General features: G+C 68.1%; 19 protein-coding genes. 13 read left to right on the top strand and 6 right to left on the bottom strand.

Going from position 1 to position 17,216, the window contains the following annotated elements; translation table 11 throughout:
• The first annotated feature begins 202 nt into the window (after positions 1-202).
• Entirely contained in the window at positions 203-1,198 is a 996-nt protein-coding gene (locus EV138_RS04720) for a LacI family DNA-binding transcriptional regulator (RefSeq protein ID WP_133977208.1), read from the top strand.
• A gap of 59 nt (positions 1,199-1,257) precedes the next feature.
• Here the strand turns inward: EV138_RS04720 and eboE are convergent, their stop codons facing one another.
• Together eboE and EV138_RS04730 are read right to left on the bottom strand one after the other, a co-directional pair.
• A complete protein-coding gene (gene eboE / locus EV138_RS04725) occupies positions 1,258-2,457 on the bottom strand; it encodes a metabolite traffic protein EboE (RefSeq protein ID WP_133977209.1) in 1,200 nt (399 codons plus the stop codon).
• Between the two features lie 134 nt (positions 2,458-2,591).
• Positions 2,592-3,893, bottom strand: a complete 1,302-nt coding sequence (locus EV138_RS04730) for a YibE/F family protein (protein WP_238157956.1) — start codon at positions 3,891-3,893, stop codon at positions 2,592-2,594.
• A gap of 108 nt (positions 3,894-4,001) precedes the next feature.
• On the opposite strand from EV138_RS04730, the gene EV138_RS04735 reads away from it, so the two are divergent.
• From EV138_RS04735 to EV138_RS04760, 6 genes are all read left to right on the top strand, one after another.
• Positions 4,002-4,970: a metal ABC transporter substrate-binding protein gene (locus EV138_RS04735; protein WP_133977211.1), complete on the top strand. Its 969-nt coding sequence runs from the start codon at positions 4,002-4,004 to the stop codon at positions 4,968-4,970.
• A complete protein-coding gene (locus EV138_RS04740; RefSeq protein ID WP_202866619.1) occupies positions 4,967-5,725 on the top strand; it encodes a metal ABC transporter ATP-binding protein in 759 nt (252 codons plus the stop codon). Before EV138_RS04735 ends, EV138_RS04740 begins: the two co-directional genes overlap by 4 nt.
• The gene (locus tag EV138_RS04745; RefSeq protein ID WP_238157957.1) at positions 5,722-6,726 is read left to right on the top strand and encodes a metal ABC transporter permease; all 1,005 of its coding nucleotides are present in this window, start codon (positions 5,722-5,724) and stop codon (positions 6,724-6,726) included. Before EV138_RS04740 ends, EV138_RS04745 begins: the two co-directional genes overlap by 4 nt.
• A gap of 48 nt (positions 6,727-6,774) precedes the next feature.
• Complete coding sequence (locus EV138_RS04750; protein WP_133977213.1) at positions 6,775-7,167, top strand: Fur family transcriptional regulator; 393 nt, start codon at positions 6,775-6,777, stop codon at positions 7,165-7,167.
• 84 nt (positions 7,168-7,251) lie between these two features.
• Entirely contained in the window at positions 7,252-7,740 is a 489-nt protein-coding gene (locus EV138_RS04755) for a MerR family transcriptional regulator (RefSeq protein WP_133977214.1), read from the top strand.
• A 74-nt stretch (positions 7,741-7,814) separates the two neighbouring features.
• Positions 7,815-8,795, top strand: a complete 981-nt coding sequence (locus EV138_RS04760) for an aldo/keto reductase (RefSeq protein ID WP_133977215.1) — start codon at positions 7,815-7,817, stop codon at positions 8,793-8,795.
• On the opposite strand, the gene EV138_RS04765 is transcribed toward EV138_RS04760, so the two are convergent.
• Both EV138_RS04765 and EV138_RS04770 read right to left on the bottom strand, forming a co-directional pair.
• Positions 8,792-9,397, bottom strand: a complete 606-nt coding sequence (locus tag EV138_RS04765) for an MBL fold metallo-hydrolase (protein ID WP_133977216.1) — start codon at positions 9,395-9,397, stop codon at positions 8,792-8,794. The two genes, EV138_RS04760 and EV138_RS04765, sit on opposite strands and share 4 nt — an antisense overlap.
• Positions 9,397-10,491, bottom strand: a complete 1,095-nt coding sequence (locus EV138_RS04770; RefSeq protein WP_133977217.1) for an S-(hydroxymethyl)mycothiol dehydrogenase — start codon at positions 10,489-10,491, stop codon at positions 9,397-9,399. The genes EV138_RS04765 and EV138_RS04770 overlap by 1 nt, the downstream gene beginning before the upstream one ends.
• A gap of 124 nt (positions 10,492-10,615) precedes the next feature.
• Here EV138_RS04770 and EV138_RS04775 point away from each other — a divergent pair, with 124 nt between their 5' ends.
• The 4 genes from EV138_RS04775 to EV138_RS04790 are packed head-to-tail and all read left to right on the top strand — an operon-like array spanning position 10,616 to position 14,290.
• The gene (locus tag EV138_RS04775; protein WP_133977218.1) at positions 10,616-11,509 is read left to right on the top strand and encodes an ABC transporter ATP-binding protein; all 894 of its coding nucleotides are present in this window, start codon (positions 10,616-10,618) and stop codon (positions 11,507-11,509) included.
• A complete protein-coding gene (locus EV138_RS04780; RefSeq protein WP_133977219.1) occupies positions 11,509-12,333 on the top strand; it encodes an ABC transporter permease in 825 nt (274 codons plus the stop codon). Before EV138_RS04775 ends, EV138_RS04780 begins: the two co-directional genes overlap by 1 nt.
• A gap of 2 nt (positions 12,334-12,335) precedes the next feature.
• Positions 12,336-13,649 carry a sensor histidine kinase gene (locus tag EV138_RS04785; protein ID WP_238157958.1) on the top strand — a complete coding sequence of 438 codons (1,314 nt, stop codon included), beginning with the start codon at positions 12,336-12,338 and terminating at the stop codon, positions 13,647-13,649.
• On the top strand, positions 13,646-14,290 hold the full coding sequence (locus EV138_RS04790; protein WP_133977220.1) for a response regulator: 645 nt from the start codon (positions 13,646-13,648) through the stop codon (positions 14,288-14,290). The genes EV138_RS04785 and EV138_RS04790 overlap by 4 nt, the downstream gene beginning before the upstream one ends.
• On the opposite strand, the gene EV138_RS04795 is transcribed toward EV138_RS04790, so the two are convergent.
• Positions 14,287-15,156 carry an LLM class flavin-dependent oxidoreductase gene (locus tag EV138_RS04795; protein WP_133977221.1) on the bottom strand — a complete coding sequence of 290 codons (870 nt, stop codon included), beginning with the start codon at positions 15,154-15,156 and terminating at the stop codon, positions 14,287-14,289. The two genes, EV138_RS04790 and EV138_RS04795, sit on opposite strands and share 4 nt — an antisense overlap.
• Positions 15,157-15,225: 69 nt before the next feature.
• Positions 15,226-16,077 (bottom strand): isoprenyl transferase, encoded by an 852-nt coding sequence (locus tag EV138_RS04800; protein WP_238157959.1) that lies wholly within the window; start codon positions 16,075-16,077, stop codon positions 15,226-15,228.
• A gap of 105 nt (positions 16,078-16,182) precedes the next feature.
• On the opposite strand from EV138_RS04800, the gene EV138_RS04805 reads away from it, so the two are divergent.
• Together EV138_RS04805 and EV138_RS37170 are read left to right on the top strand one after the other, a co-directional pair.
• Positions 16,183-16,569 carry a hypothetical protein gene (locus tag EV138_RS04805; protein ID WP_133977222.1) on the top strand — a complete coding sequence of 129 codons (387 nt, stop codon included), beginning with the start codon at positions 16,183-16,185 and terminating at the stop codon, positions 16,567-16,569.
• 56 nt (positions 16,570-16,625) lie between these two features.
• Positions 16,626-16,787: a hypothetical protein gene (locus tag EV138_RS37170; protein WP_166678488.1), complete on the top strand. Its 162-nt coding sequence runs from the start codon at positions 16,626-16,628 to the stop codon at positions 16,785-16,787.
• Positions 16,788-17,216 lie beyond the last annotated feature (429 nt).

A 17,216-nucleotide genomic window follows, 5' to 3' on the forward strand; every position in this document is an offset into this window, starting at 1 on the left:
TCCAGGGCGGGGCGGGAAGAGAGGCTGGGGAACGTTCCCTAAGCCTGAGAGTTGCCTGCTCCGGGAACGGTGTCAAGGCTTCGGCCGAGATCGGGACACAACCTGGGTGTCAGCCGGGAGAACGCCTTGACAAGGTTCCGGAACCGCCGGGATGCTCAGTGCTTGGGGAACGCTCCCCACGTTCGAGGCCGAGGGAGTACCCGTGCGACGACCGACCCTGCATGCCGTCGCGGCCCGGGCCGGCGTGTCGAAGTCCAGCGTTTCCCGGGTGATCAACGGCGAACCGACCGTCGCCCCGGAGATCCGGCAGATCGTGATGGCGGCCGTCACCGAGCTCGGCTACGTGCCGAACGGCGCGGCCCGCAACCTGGTCACCCAGAAGACCAACACGATCGCGATCATCGTCTCGGATCCGCCGGCGGGTCTGGTCTCGGACGACCCGATGTTCGCGATGGTGGTTCGCGCGGCCTCCCGCGAACTGGAGGCGGCGGGCAAACAGGTGTCACTCGTGCTGGCCGGCTCCGACGAGAGCCGCAAGCGCGTCGAGCAGTACCTGGCCGCGGGCCACGTCGACGGCGCCATGCTGGTCTCGATGGACGGCGCCGACCCACTTCCCGCGGCCCTCGCGCGCACCGGGCTGCCGGTGGTGTCCCACGGCCGGCTGGCAACACCGGGGCTGATGCCGTACGTCGACAACGACAACATCGGTGGCGCCACCAAAGCGGTGCAGCATCTCCTCGATCAGGGCCGGCAGCGGATCGCCACCATCTCCGGACCGCTGGACATGACCGCCGCGCAGGACCGCCTCACGGCGTACCGGGACACGGTGCGGGACACCGGGCGGCGGTCGATCGTTGCCCTCGGCGACTTCACCCGAATCTCCGGTGCCGAGGCGATGCGGCAACTGCTCGACGACGATCCGCAGCTCGACGCGGTGTTCGCGGCCAACGACCTGATGGCGATCGGCGCCCTGCGGACCCTGCGGGAAGCGGGCCGGCGGGTCCCGGACGACGTCGCCGTGGTCGGCTTCGACGACATCGAGGCTGCGCTCTACACCGCTCCCCCACTGACCACCGTCCGCAGTCCGATGGGCGACCAGGCGGCCGGAACCACCCGGCTGCTGCTCGACCTGCTCGCCCACGGCGACGCCGATTCCGTCATCCTGCCGACCGAACTCGTCATTCGCGAGTCAGCCTAGAAGCCTTCAACAGCAGGCCGTACTGCGGTTGCCGCGCGAGTCGCAGGGGCCGAAGTGGATCAGAGTTGGGTGAGGCCGAGCGCGACCAGGCGATCGCGGAGCCAGGCGAGCTCGCCGGCGATGCCTGCGGCCAGTTCCTCCCGGCCCTTGGGTGGCGACGGGAGGACCGACCAGGTGTAGGTCTCGGACTCCAGGTGGTGGGTCAGCGGTTGGGCGCTTCCGACGAGGTGCCGCAGGCTTTCTTCGAGAACGTCGGTGGTGCTGGTCAGTGGCGGCCGCGGCGGGGCGTGCACGGGGATGTGGAAGTGCGCCCGCCAGGACGCGTGCCCGGACAGCTCGCCCACGAGATCGAGGTCGTCGACACCGGGGCCGCCGTACTCGCGGGTCTGGTGCAGGAACTTCGGCTCCGCGAACTCCGCCAGCAACTCGCGGGCCGCCGGATCCCACGGCGAAGCGACGTGCAGCGCGGCCGAGAGCTGGCTCTTCACGATCTCGACGTTCGCCTCGGCGAGGAGCGCGAACGACCTGCCCGGCTCCTCGAACTGGACCGCCAGATGACAGGTGTCCAAACAAATCCCCACCCGCGAACCACCGCCCCCGCGGGCTCCCTGCGTACCCCGCGCACCCGCCGCTCCCCGCGCAGGTACGGCGTACGGGGACAGCCAGTTGGTGGCCTGGCCGATCATTTCGAGGACGCAGCCGGGCTCAGGCTCGACGGCGACGCGGATCCGGCGGCCGGTTCTGGTCTCGAGCCGGGCGAGATGCTCGTCGAGTTTGCCGAACGCCTGTCGCGCCTGCGCGTCGCGGCTCCGGCTCCACGGCGTCCGCCAGGCCAGCGGCAGCGTGGAGATCGACCCGTACGCCGCGTCGGCGGGGAGCAACTCGCTCAGCACCTTGACGAGATCGAGCGTGTAGTCGAGGCGCGCCGGCTCGGTCCAGTCCGGCTGGTACACCTTCTTGCCGACCACGCGATCGCGCAACCCGGAGTACGGGAAGCCGTTCAGGGTGACGACTTCCAGCCCGTTCCGGTCGAGGGCACGCGCAAGTCTGCTGAGGGCGATCGGCGAATTCGCCAGCCGCTCGGCGAGGGTGTTCGCGAGCCACAGCCCGACGCCGAGGACCGGCACCTTGAGTTGCTTGCGGACCACTGCGGCACACCCGTCGAGCTGATTGATCACCCCTTCGAGGTCCTCGGCCGGATGAACGTTCGTGCAGTACGCGAGATGGACGACCGAGCCGTCGGGATGCCGGAACCTCATGCCGTTGCTCCTCACGATCAACGGCCACACAAAGTAATCTTTGGCGTACCTTGCGTGACTACAGAAACTCTAGATCGACATCGGACCTCCTAGGAAGAACTTCCCGACCGGTCACGCCGCGCCCGCGGATTCTCCTACCCCTGCAGGTGTTCCGCCTCCGCCACCAGGTCGCGCGATCGATCGGCGACAGCCATTGCGGCCAGCGCGGTCGTCAACGGGACGGCCGCGATGATCCCCAGACTGCCGACCAGACCTCGGACGACTTCGACGGCAACCGTCTCCGTGGTGACCACATAGCCGGTCGAAACCCCGCCGATCGCGAAGACCATCAGCAGCGGAAGCGCCGCACCGGCGTACGCGAGAACCAGGGTGTTGACCACCGAGGCGACATGAGCGCGGCCGATGCGCAGGCCGGCTCCGACCAGCGCGGACCGGCTCGCCGATGGATTGGCGGCGGACAACTCCCAGACCGCGCTCGCCTGGGTGACAGTGACGTCGTCCAGTACGCCGAGCGCACCGATGACGATGCCGGCCACCAGCACCCCGGGCAGATCGATCCCCGGCACCAGTCCCTTGATCGCCGAAGCGCCCTCACTGGCCAGCCCGGTGAAGAGACTGAGCTTGACGAAAGCCCAGCCCAGGAAGGCGGTCAGCGCGAGCGCGGAGATCGTTCCGGCCAGGGCGACGGAGGACTGCGCGTTCACCCCGTGGGTGAGGAAGAGTGCGATGACCATGATCACCGAGCCGCCGACGACCGCGACCAGCAGCGGATTCGATCCCTTCACGATCGCCGGCAGGATGAACTGGGTCAGCGTCACCGCCGTCACGCCGAGCGCGATCAGCGCCGATACTCCTCGCCAGCGCGACAACGCGATCACAGCGACCGCGAAGATGCCAGCCAGCCACAGCAACGGCACCTTCCGGTCGTGATCGACATAGTCGTACCGCGTGTCGATGGTCTTGGCGTCCTGCTTCACGTTCAGCAGCAACCGGTCGCCGACCTTGATCGGCAGCGCCACCTGGGCGGCCTTCGGCACCTGGACCGGCGCGTCGAGGCCCTTGTCGTTCAGTCCCGGGGTGTCGGTCAGATGAACGGTCGCCTGGTCGCAGTTGCCGAACTCCTTGGGACACGGAGCCATCGCGATCACCGTTCCGCGCGCACCCTGCTGCTCGGCCGCCGGGACCTTCAGGTCGGCACCCGGCCAGAGAATGACCATCGCGATCACGGCCGCCGCGATCAGCGGGATCAGGAAGGCGGCGACCACGATCCGCACCCGTCGCGCCACGACGGCATCCGCATCCACCACCGAGGTGTCGACGACGTGATCGCTGTAACCATGCCCGTGACCGGCGCCGGATCCGTCGCCACGCCCTCGGCCGAGCGCCTGTCCATGACCGTGCCCGTGACCGTGCCCGGAGGGAATGTCGATGCGCACGCGACGGTTCGGCCTACTGTCGGCTCGCCTGCGTCCCACGTTCCGCCTCGGCATCCGTCCACTCTCCCTGTTTTGACAACCATGTCCAATTAAATGAAAATGATTGTCATGAGACCAGTTACTCGCGCTGTTGCCGCCGGCGTCGCCGTCCTGGCGGTCGTCACTCTCGCAGGTTGCGGCAACTCTGCTGCCGACGACCCGGCCGGCGGCGGCGACAAGCTCGACGTGGTCGCATCGTTCTACCCGCTCGAGTTCATCGCCAAGACGGTCGGTGGCGACGCGGTCCACGTCACGACCCTGACGGCGCCCGGCGTCGAGCCACACGATCTCGAGCTGACCCCCAAGCAGGTCGGCCACATCGCGCAGGCCGAGCTGGTCGTGTACGAGAAGGGTCTGCAGCCCGCCGTCGACGAGGCCATCGCCCAGAACGGCAAGCAGGCCGGCTTCGACGTAGCGCCCGCGGCCAAGCTGGAGGCGACCGGCGCCAACTTCGAGGAGGAGGGCGGCGCCGCTCCTCCCACCGGCACGGTCAAGCCGGCCGCCTACACCGAGGACGCCCTCGATCCGCACTTCTGGCTGGACCCGGTCCGGTACGCCGATGTCGTCAAGGCGGTCACCGACAAGCTGATCGAGACCGACAGCGCGCATGCCGACGGCTACCGGGAGCGTTCGGCGGCAATGCTGGCCGATGTGTCCAAGCTCGACAAGGACTTCAAGACCGGCCTGGCGAACTGCCGGCTCAAGACGTTCGTGACCAGTCACGAGGCCTTCGCGTACCTCGCGAAGCGGTACGGTCTGCAGATGGTCGGCATCGCCGGATTCACCCCCGACGCCGAGCCGACCCCGCAGCGGATCAGGGAGGTCCAGGACATCGTGCGCGAGCAGCGGGTGTCCACGATCTTCTACGAGGAGCTCGTCAGCCCCAAGGTGGCCGAGTCGATCGCCCGCGACGTCCACGTCAAGACCGCGGTCCTGAGCCCGATCGAGGGCCTCTCGGACGCGAACTCGAAGGAGTCCTACCTCTCGCTGATGCGGGAGAACCTGCAGGAACTCCGGAAGGCGAACAGCTGCGCGTGACCGATCCAGCCCAGCACCCAACCCCCGCCGTCCAGGTCACCGATCTCTCGGTCGACCTGGGCGGACGGCTCGTACTGCGAGGTGTCGACCTCCGGATCCGCTCGGGCGAGGTGGTCGCCGTCCTCGGCACCAACGGCTCCGGCAAATCCACCTTGATCCGGACCATCGTCGGACTGCTGCCGGCTTTTCGCGGTGAGGTGAGACTGTTCGGCCAGCCGGTGCCGCGGTTCCGCCAGTGGCAGCGCGTCGGTTATGTACCGCAGCGGATCACCGCGGCAGGCGGCGTACCGGCCACTGTGCAAGAGGTCGTGTCGTCCGGGCTGTTGTCGCGGCGGCGGTTGTTCCGTCCGCTCAAGGCGGCCGACCGGCAGGCGGTCGAGCACGCGCTCGAACTCGTCGACATGGCCGACCGCCGCAAGGACGGCGTCGCCGAGTTGTCCGGCGGACAGCAGCAGCGGGTACTGATCGCCCGGGCCCTGGTGTCGGATCCGGACCTGCTCATCCTCGACGAACCGACGGCCGGGGTCGACCTGGCCAGCCAGGCGATCTTCGCCGACGCGATCCGCGAGCGGGTCGCCGGCGGCTCCACCGTGGTGATGGTCAGCCACGATCTCGGCCCGATGGACGCGCTGATCGACCGCTCGGTCGTACTGCGCCGCGGCCGGATCGTGTACGACGGTCCGCCGCACGCCTCCCAGACGCATGCCCATGTCCACCCGCACAGCGCGGACGACGAGCCGGGGTGGCTGTCGTGACGATGTTCCAGCTCGAGTTCATGCAGCGTGCGCTGATCGCGGGCCTGCTGACCGGATTGTCGGCGCCGGCCATCGGCACGTACCTGGTCCAGCGCCGGTTGTCGCTGATGGGCGACGGGATCGGGCACATCGCGATCACCGGTGTCGCCCTCGGTCTGCTGACCGGCACAGCGCCCGTGCTGACCGCAGTACTGGTCGCTATCGCCGGTGCGACAGCCATCGAGCTCGTCCGGGCTCGCGGGAAGGCCAGCGGCGATGTGGCGCTCGCACTGCTCTTCTACGGCGGTATCGCTGGTGGCGTGCTGCTGATCGGCTTGGCAGGCCAGGGCGCAGCGACGCTGAACACCTATCTGTTCGGTTCACTCACCACTGTGTCCCAGTCCGACCTGTACGTCGTGGTCGGGCTGGCGGTGACCGTCCTGGTCGTGGCGACCGGGCTCGGCCCACAACTGTTCGCGGTATGCCAGGACGAGGAGTTCGCTCGGGTCACCGGGCTCCGCGTGCAGTTGCTGAACTTGCTGATCGCAGTGATGGCCGCAGTGACCGTGACGGTGGCGATGCGGACGGTTGGCCTGCTGCTGGTGAGCGCGCTGATGGTGGTGCCCGTCGCCACTGCGCAGCAGGTGACGCGGTCGTTCCGCAGTACGTTCATCACTGCTTGCGCGATCGGGGTGACGGCTTGCGTGGCCGGCATCATCACGTCGTACAACGCGAATGTGGCGCCCGGCGCGACCATCGTCGTACTGGCGCTGGCCGGGTTCGTGGTGGCCGCGGTCGTCGGTACGCTGCTGCGGCGCCGGCAGGCCGTCAGCGCACCGCTTGCCGATGAGGAGCCCGAGATCGACATCCCCGAGCCCGCGCCGCACGTGGTGAGCCCGGAGCATGCACACGCGCACAACCCGGCGTGCGGGCATCCCAAGGTCGAGCACGACGATCACGTCGACTACGTGCACGACGGACATCTGCACGCGGCACACGGGGATCACTGGGACGAGCACTGACTTGGTGGGAAATGAGAGAATACGGGTGACGAGATGACAGGAGGCACGGTGGCCATCGGAACACGTTCGACCCGTCAGCGCGCGGCAGTCGCATCGGCGCTCGACAACCTCGACGACTTCCGGACCGCGCAGGAGATCCACCAGGAGCTCCGGGGCGCGGGTGAGGCCGTCGGGCTGACCACGGTTTACCGCACCCTGCAGGCGCTGGCCGACTCCCGCGAGGTCGACGTTCTGCGCACCGCGGACGGCGAAACGGCGTACCGGCGTTGCTCGAAGGGACATCACCACCACCTGGTCTGCCGCAACTGCGGCCGCACCGTCGAGGTGGAGGGCCCGGCCGTGGAGCGCTGGGCCGACAAGGTCGCCGCCGAACACGGCTACGCCGACGTCAGCCACACCCTGGAAATCTTCGGCACCTGCCAGGACTGCCGCACCAACTGAGTTTCACGAGCCGTGACCCCGTGCCATCGTGTGGCCGGGGTCACAGTTGCGTTCGAGCGCGCTCTAACCTTTACGGTTCGAAGCATGAACACGACCGGTGTCCTCAGCTCCCCCGCCCGACGGCAGGCCCTGGCCGACGGTTACCAGGCTCCCGAGCTGCCGCCGCTCGCTCCGGAGCTGCTGCGACTGCTCGACCTGCCCACCGACCTGCCGGACGAACTGTCGATCGCCGAGGTCGCGGCGGTGACCGGCCTGACCGCGCACACCCTGCGGTACTACGAACGGATCGGCCTGATCAAGGTCGCCCGGGACGAGTCCGGGTACCGCGTGTACGACCGCGAGGCGCTCGCGCGGGTCGTGTTCGTCACCCGGCTGCGACTGTCGGACATGCCGATCAGCACCGTCACCCACTACATCAACTTGGTGAACCAGGGCGAGCAGACCGCTCCCGAACGCCTGCTCGTCATGCAGGAACACCGCGCGATGATCCAGCGCCGGATCCGCGAGATGACCGCGGCCCTCGCCCTCACCGAATACAAGATCGCCACGTACGGCGGTCACTGCTCTCCCTGACCTACTCCCCTCTCAGCTGACAGCACTCGCTGCTGTCGGCAGGCACAGCCATGCCTTGTTCACTAGGAGATTCGATGATTCTCGGTACCAACGGACCTGACGTCAGCCGGCTCGGACTCGGCTGCATGGGAATGAGTTTCGCCTACGGCCCCGGCGACGACGCCGAATCGGTCGCCACCCTGCACCGCGCGCTCGACCTCGGCATCACGTTCCTCGACACCGCCGACATGTACGCCGCGGGCGCGAACGAGGAACTGGTCGGCAAGGCGATCGCCGGCCGCCGTGACGAGATGGTGCTGGCGAGCAAGTTCGGCATCGTGGTCGACCCGGCGACGTTGAAGGTCGTCGGCGTCGACGGCTCACCGGCGTACGTGCGTTCCGCGATCGACCGCTCGCTGGCCAGGCTCGGGGTGGATCACCTCGATCTGTACTACCAGCACCGGGCCGATCCGTCGGTGCCGATCGAGGAGACCGTCGGTACGATGGCCGCGCTGGTCGAGGCCGGCAAGGTGCGGTACCTCGGGCTGTCCGAGGCGTCGGCGGAGACGATCCGGCGAGCGCATGCGGTGCACCCGATCACCGCGGTACAGAGCGAGTGGTCGTTGTTCAGCCGCGACATCGAGACCGAGGTGGCGCCGGTCTGCCGCGAGCTGGGGATCGGGATCGTCCCGTACAGCCCGCTCGGCCGGGGCATGCTGACCGGCGCGATCGCCCGGACGGACGACCTGGCGGCCGACGACTTCCGGCGTACGCTGCCTCGCTTCGACGAGGCCAACCTGGCGGCGAACCTCGCACTGGTCGACGAGGTACGCCGGGTCGCCGCCCGCCACGAGGCGACTCCCGGCCAGGTGGCGCTGGCCTGGCTCCTTGCCCAGGGCAACGACATCGCCCCGATCCCCGGCACCAAGCGGCGGAGGTATCTCGAGGAGAACCACGGCGCCTTGGAGGTCAGGCTTTCGGCCGACGACCTCGCGGCGCTCTCGGGGCTGCGCCCGGCGGGCACCCGCTACCCCGACATGAGCTGGGTCGACCGCGACACGGTCGAGCTGTCCTAGTGGATGTTGCCGGTTTCGGCGGCGATGGTGGTGGTGTCGCCGTGGCCGGTGTGGACCACCGTGTCCGGCGGCAGCGTCAGCAGCTTGGTGCGGATCGAGTCGAGGATGGTCGGCTTGTCGGAGTACGAGCGGCCGGTCGCGCCGGGGCCGCCCTGGAAGAGGGTGTCCCCGGTGAAGACCGCGTTCAGGTCTTCCGCGTAGAGCGACGTGCTGCCCGGGCTGTGACCCGGCGTGTGGATCGCGCGGATCGTCGTACCGGCGATCTCGAACGTGGTGCCGTCGACGAGGTCGTGGTCCGGGCGGTCGTCGTACATGGCCTGCCACAGCATCGTGTCGGCCGAGTTGAGCCAGACCTGGGTGTCGAGGTAGTCGCGGATCCCGCCGACGGCGTTGATGTGGTCGTTGTGACCGTGGGTGCAGACCAGCGCGGCGAGCCGGCGATCGCCGACGGCCTTGATGATCGACTCGGGGTTGTGGGCCGCGTCGACGACCAGGACCTCGTCGTCGTCGCCGATCAGCCAGACATTGTTCTCGACGTCCCAGCTGCCGCCGTCGAGCGAGAAGGTGCCGGAGGTGATGACGCGTTCGATCCGGGCCGTCATCAGAACAGCACCACCGAGCGGAGTACGTCGCCGCGGTGCATCTTGTCGAACGCGGCCTCCACCTCGTCGAGCGCGATCGTCTCCGACACGAAGCGGTCGAGCGGGAGCCGCCCTTGCAGGTGGAGGTCGACCAGCATCGGGAAGTCGCGGCTCGGCAGGCAGTCGCCGTACCAGCTGGACTTCAGCGATCCACCCCGCCCGAAGAAGTCGAGCAGCGGCATCTCCAGCTTCATGTCAGGTGTCGGTACGCCGACCAGGACGACGGTGCCGGCCAGGTCGCGAGCGTAGAACGCCTGCTTCCACGTCTCCGGGCGGCCGACCGCATCCACCACCACGTCGGCACCGAAACCGCCGGTGAGGTCCTGGACCGCTTGGACGACACCGTCGTGATCGAGCCCCTTCGAGTGCACGGTGTGGGTCGCGCCGAGCTCCTCCGCGACCTTCAGCTTGCGCTCGTCCAGGTCGATCGCGATCACCTTGGCGGCTCCCGCCAGCCGCGCGCCGACGACGGCGGCAGTACCGACGCCGCCGCAGCCGATCACGGCCACCGTGTCGCCGCGGGCGACGTTGCCGGTGTTCATGGCGGCGCCGAGGCCGGCCATCACGCCGCAGCCGAGCAGTCCGGCGACCTCGGGCTTCGCGGCCGGGTCGACCTTCGTGCACTGCCCGGCGGCGACCAGGGTCTTGTCGGCGAACGCGCCGATGCCGAGCGCCGGGGACAACTCGGTGCCGTCGGCAAGGGTCATCTTCTGCTTCGCGTTGTGCGTGTTGAAGCAGTACCACGGACGCCCGCGCAGGCACGCCCGGCAGTTGCCACAGACGGCACGCCAGTTCAGTACGACGAAGTCGCCGGGCGCGACGTCGGTGACACCCTCACCGACGGACTCGACGACGCCCGCCGCCTCGTGCCCGAGGAGGAAGGGGAAGTCGTCGTTGATGCCGCCCTCCCGGTAGTGCAGGTCGGTATGGCAGACCCCGCAGGCCTGCACCTTCACGACCGCCTCCCCCGGCCCCGGATCGGGGATCGTGATCTCTTCGATCGTCACCGGGGCGCCCTTGCTGAGGGCCACGACACCACGCACGGTCTGACTCATGCCCCGACGCTAGCCGCCCACCCCATCCCCCGTCTGCCCCAACGCGCGTGTCCACCGGTCGGGGGACAGCCGGTCCGTCGGTCGGTGCTCCCTGGCACCCGGTGCGGAACGGGAAGGTTGACCCATGACCGACACAGACAACGCCATACGGGTTCGCGGACTCGTCAAGCGCTACCCCGACAAGGTCGCCGTCGCCGGCGTCGATCTCGACATCCACCGCGGTGAGGTGTTCGCCCTGCTCGGCCCGAACGGCGCGGGGAAGACGACGAGCGTGGAGGTACTGGAGGGGTACCGCCACGCCGACGAGGGTGAGATCAGCGTGCTCGGCGTGGACCCGGCCCGCGGTGACCGGCACTGGCGGGCCCGGATCGGGATCGTCGCCCAGACGTCTCGCGACGAGGCCGAACTGACGGTCGCGGAACTGGTGAACCACTACGCCGGCTACTACCCGAACCCGCGCGACCCCGACGAGGTGATCGCATCGGTCGGCCTGGAGAGCAAGCGCAAGGCCCGGACCCGGAAGCTGTCCGGCGGCCAGCGCCGCCGGCTCGACGTCGCACTCGGCGTGATCGGGAACCCCGAACTGCTGTTCCTGGACGAACCGACCACCGGGTTCGACCCGGAGGCGCGCAGGCAGTTCTGGACGCTGATCGAGAACCTGCGGACCGCGGGCACCACGATCCTGCTCACCACCCACTACCTGGACGAGGCCGAGCACCTGGCCGACCGGGTCGGCGTCATCGCGGACGGCCGGATGCTCGAGGTCGCCACACCGGAGACGCTCGGCGGTCGCGGCGCCCGCACCGCGCGGGTGTCCTGGCTGGACGCCGACGGAGCGCACGAAGTACGGACCGATTCGCCGACCGCCGAGGTGGCCGCGCTGATGGCCCGGTTCGACGGCGAGGTACCGGAACTCGAAGTACGGCGTCCGTCGCTCGAAGACATCTACCTGGACCTGATCGGCAAGGCCAACACCGCCGCCGCCGACCTCGCTACCGCCGAAGCCGGAGTCGCCTGATGAGCACCTTGACCGCCCCGAAGTCGTTGCCCTCGCCGCTCAAGGTGGGCGTGTCCCGGACCAAGCTGGAGGTCAAGCAGTTCTTCCGCGAACGCGAGCAGCTGATCTTCACCTTCTTCTTCCCGATCATCTTCCTCGGCATCTTCTCCGCCGTGTTCAGTGGCACCGACTTCGCCGGTGGCGTCAACGCGGCCACCTACTTCACGCCCGGGATGATCGCGTCCGGCATCTTCCTGACCAGCTTCCAGTCGCTGGCCATCACGATCGCGATGGAACGCGACGAGGACCTGCTGAAGCGCCTGCGCGGTACGCCGATGTCGCCGCAGTCCTACTTCATCGGCAAGATCGGGCTGGTGCTGTGCACGTCGATCGCCCAGTTCGCGCTGCTGCTCGCGATCGCCGGACTGCTGCTCGGCGTCGACATTCCCTCCGAGCCGTCGAAGTGGCTCAACTTCCTGTGGATCTTCGTGCTCGGTACGGCGTCCGGCTCGGTGCTCGGGATCGCGTTCTCGGTCGTCCCCAAGTCCGGCAAGGCCGCCTCCGCGGTGGTCACCCCGGTGGTGCTGCTGCTGCAGTTCATGTCCGGCGTGTACTTCGTCTACAGCGACCTGCCGTCCTGGATGCGCGGCGTCGCCTCGGTCTTCCCGCTGAAGTGGCTGGCCCAGGGCATGCGATCGGTGTTCCTGCCGGACGGGTTCGTCGTCAACGAGCCCGGCGGGTCCTGGCAGTTGGGCCTCGGCGCCGTGGTACTGACCGTCTGGCTGATCGCCGGGCTGGTGATCGCGCAGCGGGTGTTCCGGTGGACCCGGCGAGACGCAGGCTGACGATGGCGTCGGCAGCCTCTCCGGCCGGCCCGACGGGCCGGTCGGTCGTCGGCGTGATGGTGGAGGCGTGGCGGCTGTGGAGGAAGATGGTGGGCATGGAGCTCACCAGCGGCGCCGGGCAACCGGTCTGGACCCGCACGCTGATCGCCTGGCACATCGTGTTCTGGGCCCTGCTCGGCGTCACCGCGCTGGTGTCGCTGATCGGTGACCTGAGCGGTCGTCACCACCTCGTGGTTCTCGGCGCCCTGGCCGTCCTCGGCCTCGCCTACCACTTCGTCGGCCGGCCGGCGATGGTCTCGCGAAACGCGGTCGCGGCTCGGATCTACCTCGTACTGCAGATCGCCTGCGTGGCCGTCGTTGTGGCGCTCTACCCGCCCGGCGTGTTCCTGATGTTCATCGCGTCACCGCAGATCTGGCTGCTCAGCGACAAGGCTCGCGACTCGGTCGTGCTCAGTGTGCTGCTCGTCTTCACCGTTGGCGCGGCCCAGCTCTGGTCGGCCGGCTGGACGATCAACGCCTTTTGGGACATCTTGCCGTGGATGCTCATCAGCCTCGTGGTCAGCATGATGCTGGGGATCTGGATCGACAAGGTGATCGCGCAGAGCCAGCAGCGGGCCAACCTGATCGAGGAACTCGAATCGGCCCGGGACGAACTGGCCGAGGCGCACCACACGGCCGGCGTGATGGCCGAGCGGGAGCGGATGGCGCGGGAGATCCACGACACGCTGGCGCAGGGGATGACGAGCGTGGTGATGCTGGCCCAGACCGCGGCCGTCGAACTGCAGCGCGGTTCGCTGGAACCGGTCGCCGGGCGGCTGGCCGCGATCGAGGACACCGCGCGGGAGAATCTGGCCGAAGCGCGTGCGCTGGTGGCGGCCTTCACGCCCGTTGCGTTGACCGGAGCGACGCTCGCCGAAGTACTGCGTCGGCAGGCTGAGCGATTCGCGGCGGAGACGGGCGTCGACGTACAGGTGTCTCTTGATATGCCGGACGACGAGGTGGCTGCCTTGCCGCAGGCTCAGCAGGTGGTGTTGTTGCGGGCTGCTCAGGAGTCCTTGGCGAACGTGCGGAAACATGCTGGGGCGACTTCGGTCGTGATCTCGCTGGGGATGTCGGCCGCCGGGGTGCGGATCGAGATCCACGACGACGGGTCGGGGTTCGCGGTGGACGCCGCGGAGGGCTCCGGGACCGGGTTCGGGCTGGCGGCGATGCGGGGGCGGGTCGAGGAAAGCGGTGGAACGGTCTCGGTCGAGAGTGCGCCGGGTCGTGGCACCCGGGTGGCAGTGTTGATTCCTTCTGCTGGGGAGAACGCGTGAGTATTCGGGTGCTGGTGGTCGACGATCACCCGGTGGTGCGGTCCGGGCTGATCGGCATGCTCGCCGTGACCGAGGACATCGAGGTGGTCGGCGAGGCCGGCGACGGCGAGGAAGCCTTGACGCTGGTGGAGTCGACGCGGCCGGACGTCGTACTGATGGACCTGCGGATGCCGCGACGGGACGGGGTTTCGGCGACCGGGGCGATCGTGTCGTCGTTTCCGGCGACCAAGGTGCTCGTGCTGACGACGTACGACACGGATACCGACATCTTGCACGCGGTGGAGGCGGGCGCTGCCGGGTATCTGCTGAAGGACACGCCACATGCCGAGTTGCTGGACGGGATCCGGGCGGCATCACGTGGCGAGACCGTGCTGGCGCCGCCGGTCGCGGCGCGGCTGATGTCACGACTCCGTACGCCGGTCGCACCCGCCGCGGCGCAGCCGTCGCCTCGCGAACTGGAGGTCCTGGCCGCGGTCGCGCGCGGGCTGAGCAATGCGGAGATCGGGCGCGAACTGTTCATCGGGGAAGCGACGGTGAAGACGCATCTGCAGCGGCTGTTCACGAAGCTGGACGTGGACGACCGCACCCGCGCGGTGACCGTCGCCATCGAGCGGGGATTGCTGCCTTCTCCTCGGCGCTAGCTTTGCAGGAGCGGCTTCACCTCCTGGCCGAGGAAGCGGGCGAAGGCGCCGAAGTCCGGCTCGTCGCGGCAGGGCAGGACGGAGATCGTCGTCGCGCCTGCCGCTTGGATCTGTTTGAGGCGGTCCGCGATCTCTTCGGCGTTGCCTACGGCACCTATCTCGGGCGTGCCTTTCATCCCGTACTCCGCGAGCTCGGCGTCGACCCGGGCACGCGCGTTCGGGCCGATCGCGATCGGGATGCTCGCGATGACCTCGTGATCCTTGCCTGCCTTCTCGAGGGTGGTTCGGGTTGCCTGCTTGATCGCGTCGGTGTCCAGGCCGAGGGCCAGGAGGGTCCCGGTGCCTAGTTCGCCGGCCGCGGCGAGGGACTTCGGTCCGGCGACGCCGATCAACAGCGGCGGCGGCTCAGTTGGTGGGTGCGCGAGTGTGACGTCGGTGAGCTGGACGTAGCGTCCTTTGGTGGTGACGGTTTCGCCGTTGAGCAGTTGGCGGAGGGCGGTCGCGTATTCGCTCAGGAGGGTGAGTGGCGCGTCGGCCCGGACACCGGCCTGCTCCATCCAGGGTTGTACGCCGTGGCCGATCCCTGCGACGAACCTGCCCGGGTACAGGCGGTCGATAGTCGCGATCTCCATCGCCGATTGGGTCACGTTACGAAGCGGCACGGGCAGGATGGCCGCGCCGACACGGATGCGCTCGGTCATCGCCAGCGCGGTCACCGCACTGGCGATGGCGGATTCGTTGAAGCAGTCCTCAGAGATCCACAGATCATCGAGCCCGCTGTCCTCCACGGCCGCCACAAACGCCCGAAACCTCTCGGGCGCCCAGGCCGGCGGAAATGACACACCTACTCTCAACTGATCAACCATTCCCCGATGCTAAAAGCACCCACCGACAACTTCTGACCGTCAGCCCCACGCCAACCACCGCAGGACGGGTCAGATGGTGGGCTCGACCGGGTTGGGGATGGCGCCGCCGTAGCGGCGGTCGCGTTGGGCGTAGAGCTCGATCGCGTGCCAGAGGTGGCGGCGGTCGAAGTCCGGCCAGAGGGTGTCGAGGAAGACCATCTCGGCGTACGCGAGTTGCCAGACCAGGAAGTTCGAGGTGCGCTGCTCACCCGAGGAGCGGACGAACAGGTCGACCTCGGGGATGTCCGGCGCGTACAGGTGTTTGGCGATCGTCTTCTCGGTGATCCGGTCCGGGCTGAGCTTGCCGGCGGCAACTTCTTGGGCGATTGAGCGCATCGCGTCGGCGATCTCCGCCTGCCCGCCGTAGTTCACGCAGAACTGCAGGGTGATCGTGTCGTTGTTCTTGGTGCGCTCCTGGGCGTACTCGAGCTCGGAGATCACGCTCTTCCACAACCGCGGCCGCCGCCCGGACCACACCACGCGAACGCCCATCGCGTCCAGTTCGTCGCGACGCCGGTGGATCACCTCGCGGTTGAACCCCATCAGGAACCGCACCTCTTCGGGCGAACGCGCCCAGTTCTCGGTCGAGAACGCGTACACCGACAGGTACTTGACCCCGATCTCGATGCCGCCCTTGATCACATCCAGCAACGAGGCCTCACCGGCCTTGTGCCCCTCGGTCCGCGGCAGGTTCCGCGCCTTGGCCCAGCGCCCGTTCCCGTCCATCACCACCGCCACATGCCGAGGCACCAACTCCGCCGGCACGGCGGGCGGCCTGGCCCCCGACGGATGCGCCTCCGGCGCAACCACCGCCCCCACCCGCTCCCCCACACCCCGACCACGACGACGACCCAACGGCGACATGCCCCGATCTTCCCTCATACCGCTCACCCACCAGCAAGCGCCCTGTGGAAAACTGCCGAGCCGGAAACCCTTCGTATGGCAGCCTTATACCGTCCGTAACTCCACCCCTCGGGAGCCTCCTCCATGACCCGCCGCCCGCTCCTCGCAGCCGCCGCCCTCAGCGCCCTCCTAACGCTGACCGCCTGCACCGGCTCCCCCAAGGCAGGCGAACCGAACACCACGCCCCCGCCAAGCACCCCCACCACCCCGTCACCCACCCCATCAACCCCCTCCTGGACCCCAGAAGAACAAGCCGCCATAACCGCCGCCAAATCCCGCTACACAACAGCCCGCGCCGCGGTCAGTGTTGCGCTGCGGGATCCACGGAAGGCAACCAGGGACAACCTGGTGAAGGCAGGCAATGGAGGCGCCTGGCTCATTTCGATCCTCGGTGAGATCGACTTCCAACAGAACAACGGCTGGTATCAGACCGGCGATGTCACCATCGGTTCTACGGTCATCAATCTGTGAAACTAACAGGTGAACAACCAGAGGTTCGACTGACCTCATGCATAGATGGCTCGAAAGTGGTCACGAGGTACCAGGCGAATGGCAAGCCGGTGCCGATGGGCCCGAACGATGGCACGCGGCACAAGGTTCAGGCCCGCCTGGTCTTCGCCCCGCCTCTCGACAAGACCACCAAGATTTGGTTCCTCATCGAGGAGAAGCGGGTGGCCGGCAAGTGCTGAAATTGATGCGTTACGGCCTGCCTGCCTTGCTGATAGCAGCACCGGTGGCGCTTCCCCTGCCCTCAGCGAGCGCGACTGATCCGAACTACGTTCAGATGTGTTCACCGCTGACAAACATTTGCACCTGGGTGCTCCGATCTGAGATCGGAGGGAAGGTAGACAAAGATCAGCGCGGAAAGCAACCTGTTAAGGCTTCGAAGCGGACGTGTCAATACCGAAACGCGGCCCAAGCATGTACGCATCCCACCTTTGGGAACTGGTCGAACAGTCAGCAGTGCTACTTGAGGCGGGAGGAGCCGCAGCCGCCGTTTTCTGATCCGCGGTGGCAGGGGCATACGGAGGGGTCTGTTTGGGCGTGTGTGCGGGAGCAGGGGTTTGATCAGGGGCGGCATTTGGTGACCAAGTGGGTGTGGTTGCCTGGGGAGCCGG

The sequence above is a fragment of the Kribbella voronezhensis genome (assembly GCF_004365175.1).
In the GTDB taxonomy this organism is placed as follows: Bacteria; Actinomycetota; Actinomycetes; order Propionibacteriales; family Kribbellaceae; genus Kribbella; species Kribbella voronezhensis.

Bases quoted from the DNA above. Each gene is read 5' to 3' on its own strand.
- eboE (WP_133977209.1), bottom strand. From the start codon at position 2,457: ATGAGGTTCCGGCATCCCGACGGCTCGGTCGTCCATCTCGCGTACTGC.
- EV138_RS04735 (WP_133977211.1), top strand. From the start codon at position 4,002: ATGAGACCAGTTACTCGCGCTGTTGCCGCCGGCGTCGCCGTCCTGGCG.
- EV138_RS04755 (WP_133977214.1), top strand. From the start codon at position 7,252: ATGAACACGACCGGTGTCCTCAGCTCCCCCGCCCGACGGCAGGCCCTG.
- EV138_RS04760 (WP_133977215.1), top strand. From the start codon at position 7,815: ATGATTCTCGGTACCAACGGACCTGACGTCAGCCGGCTCGGACTCGGC.
- EV138_RS04765 (WP_133977216.1), bottom strand. From the start codon at position 9,397: ATGACGGCCCGGATCGAACGCGTCATCACCTCCGGCACCTTCTCGCTC.
- EV138_RS04770 (WP_133977217.1), bottom strand. From the start codon at position 10,491: ATGAGTCAGACCGTGCGTGGTGTCGTGGCCCTCAGCAAGGGCGCCCCG.
- EV138_RS04775 (WP_133977218.1), top strand. From the start codon at position 10,616: ATGACCGACACAGACAACGCCATACGGGTTCGCGGACTCGTCAAGCGC.
- EV138_RS04780 (WP_133977219.1), top strand. From the start codon at position 11,509: ATGAGCACCTTGACCGCCCCGAAGTCGTTGCCCTCGCCGCTCAAGGTG.
- EV138_RS04785 (WP_238157958.1), top strand. From the start codon at position 12,336: ATGGCGTCGGCAGCCTCTCCGGCCGGCCCGACGGGCCGGTCGGTCGTC.
- EV138_RS04795 (WP_133977221.1), bottom strand. From the start codon at position 15,156: ATGGTTGATCAGTTGAGAGTAGGTGTGTCATTTCCGCCGGCCTGGGCG.
- EV138_RS04800 (WP_238157959.1), bottom strand. From the start codon at position 16,077: ATGAGGGAAGATCGGGGCATGTCGCCGTTGGGTCGTCGTCGTGGTCGG.
- EV138_RS04805 (WP_133977222.1), top strand. From the start codon at position 16,183: ATGACCCGCCGCCCGCTCCTCGCAGCCGCCGCCCTCAGCGCCCTCCTA.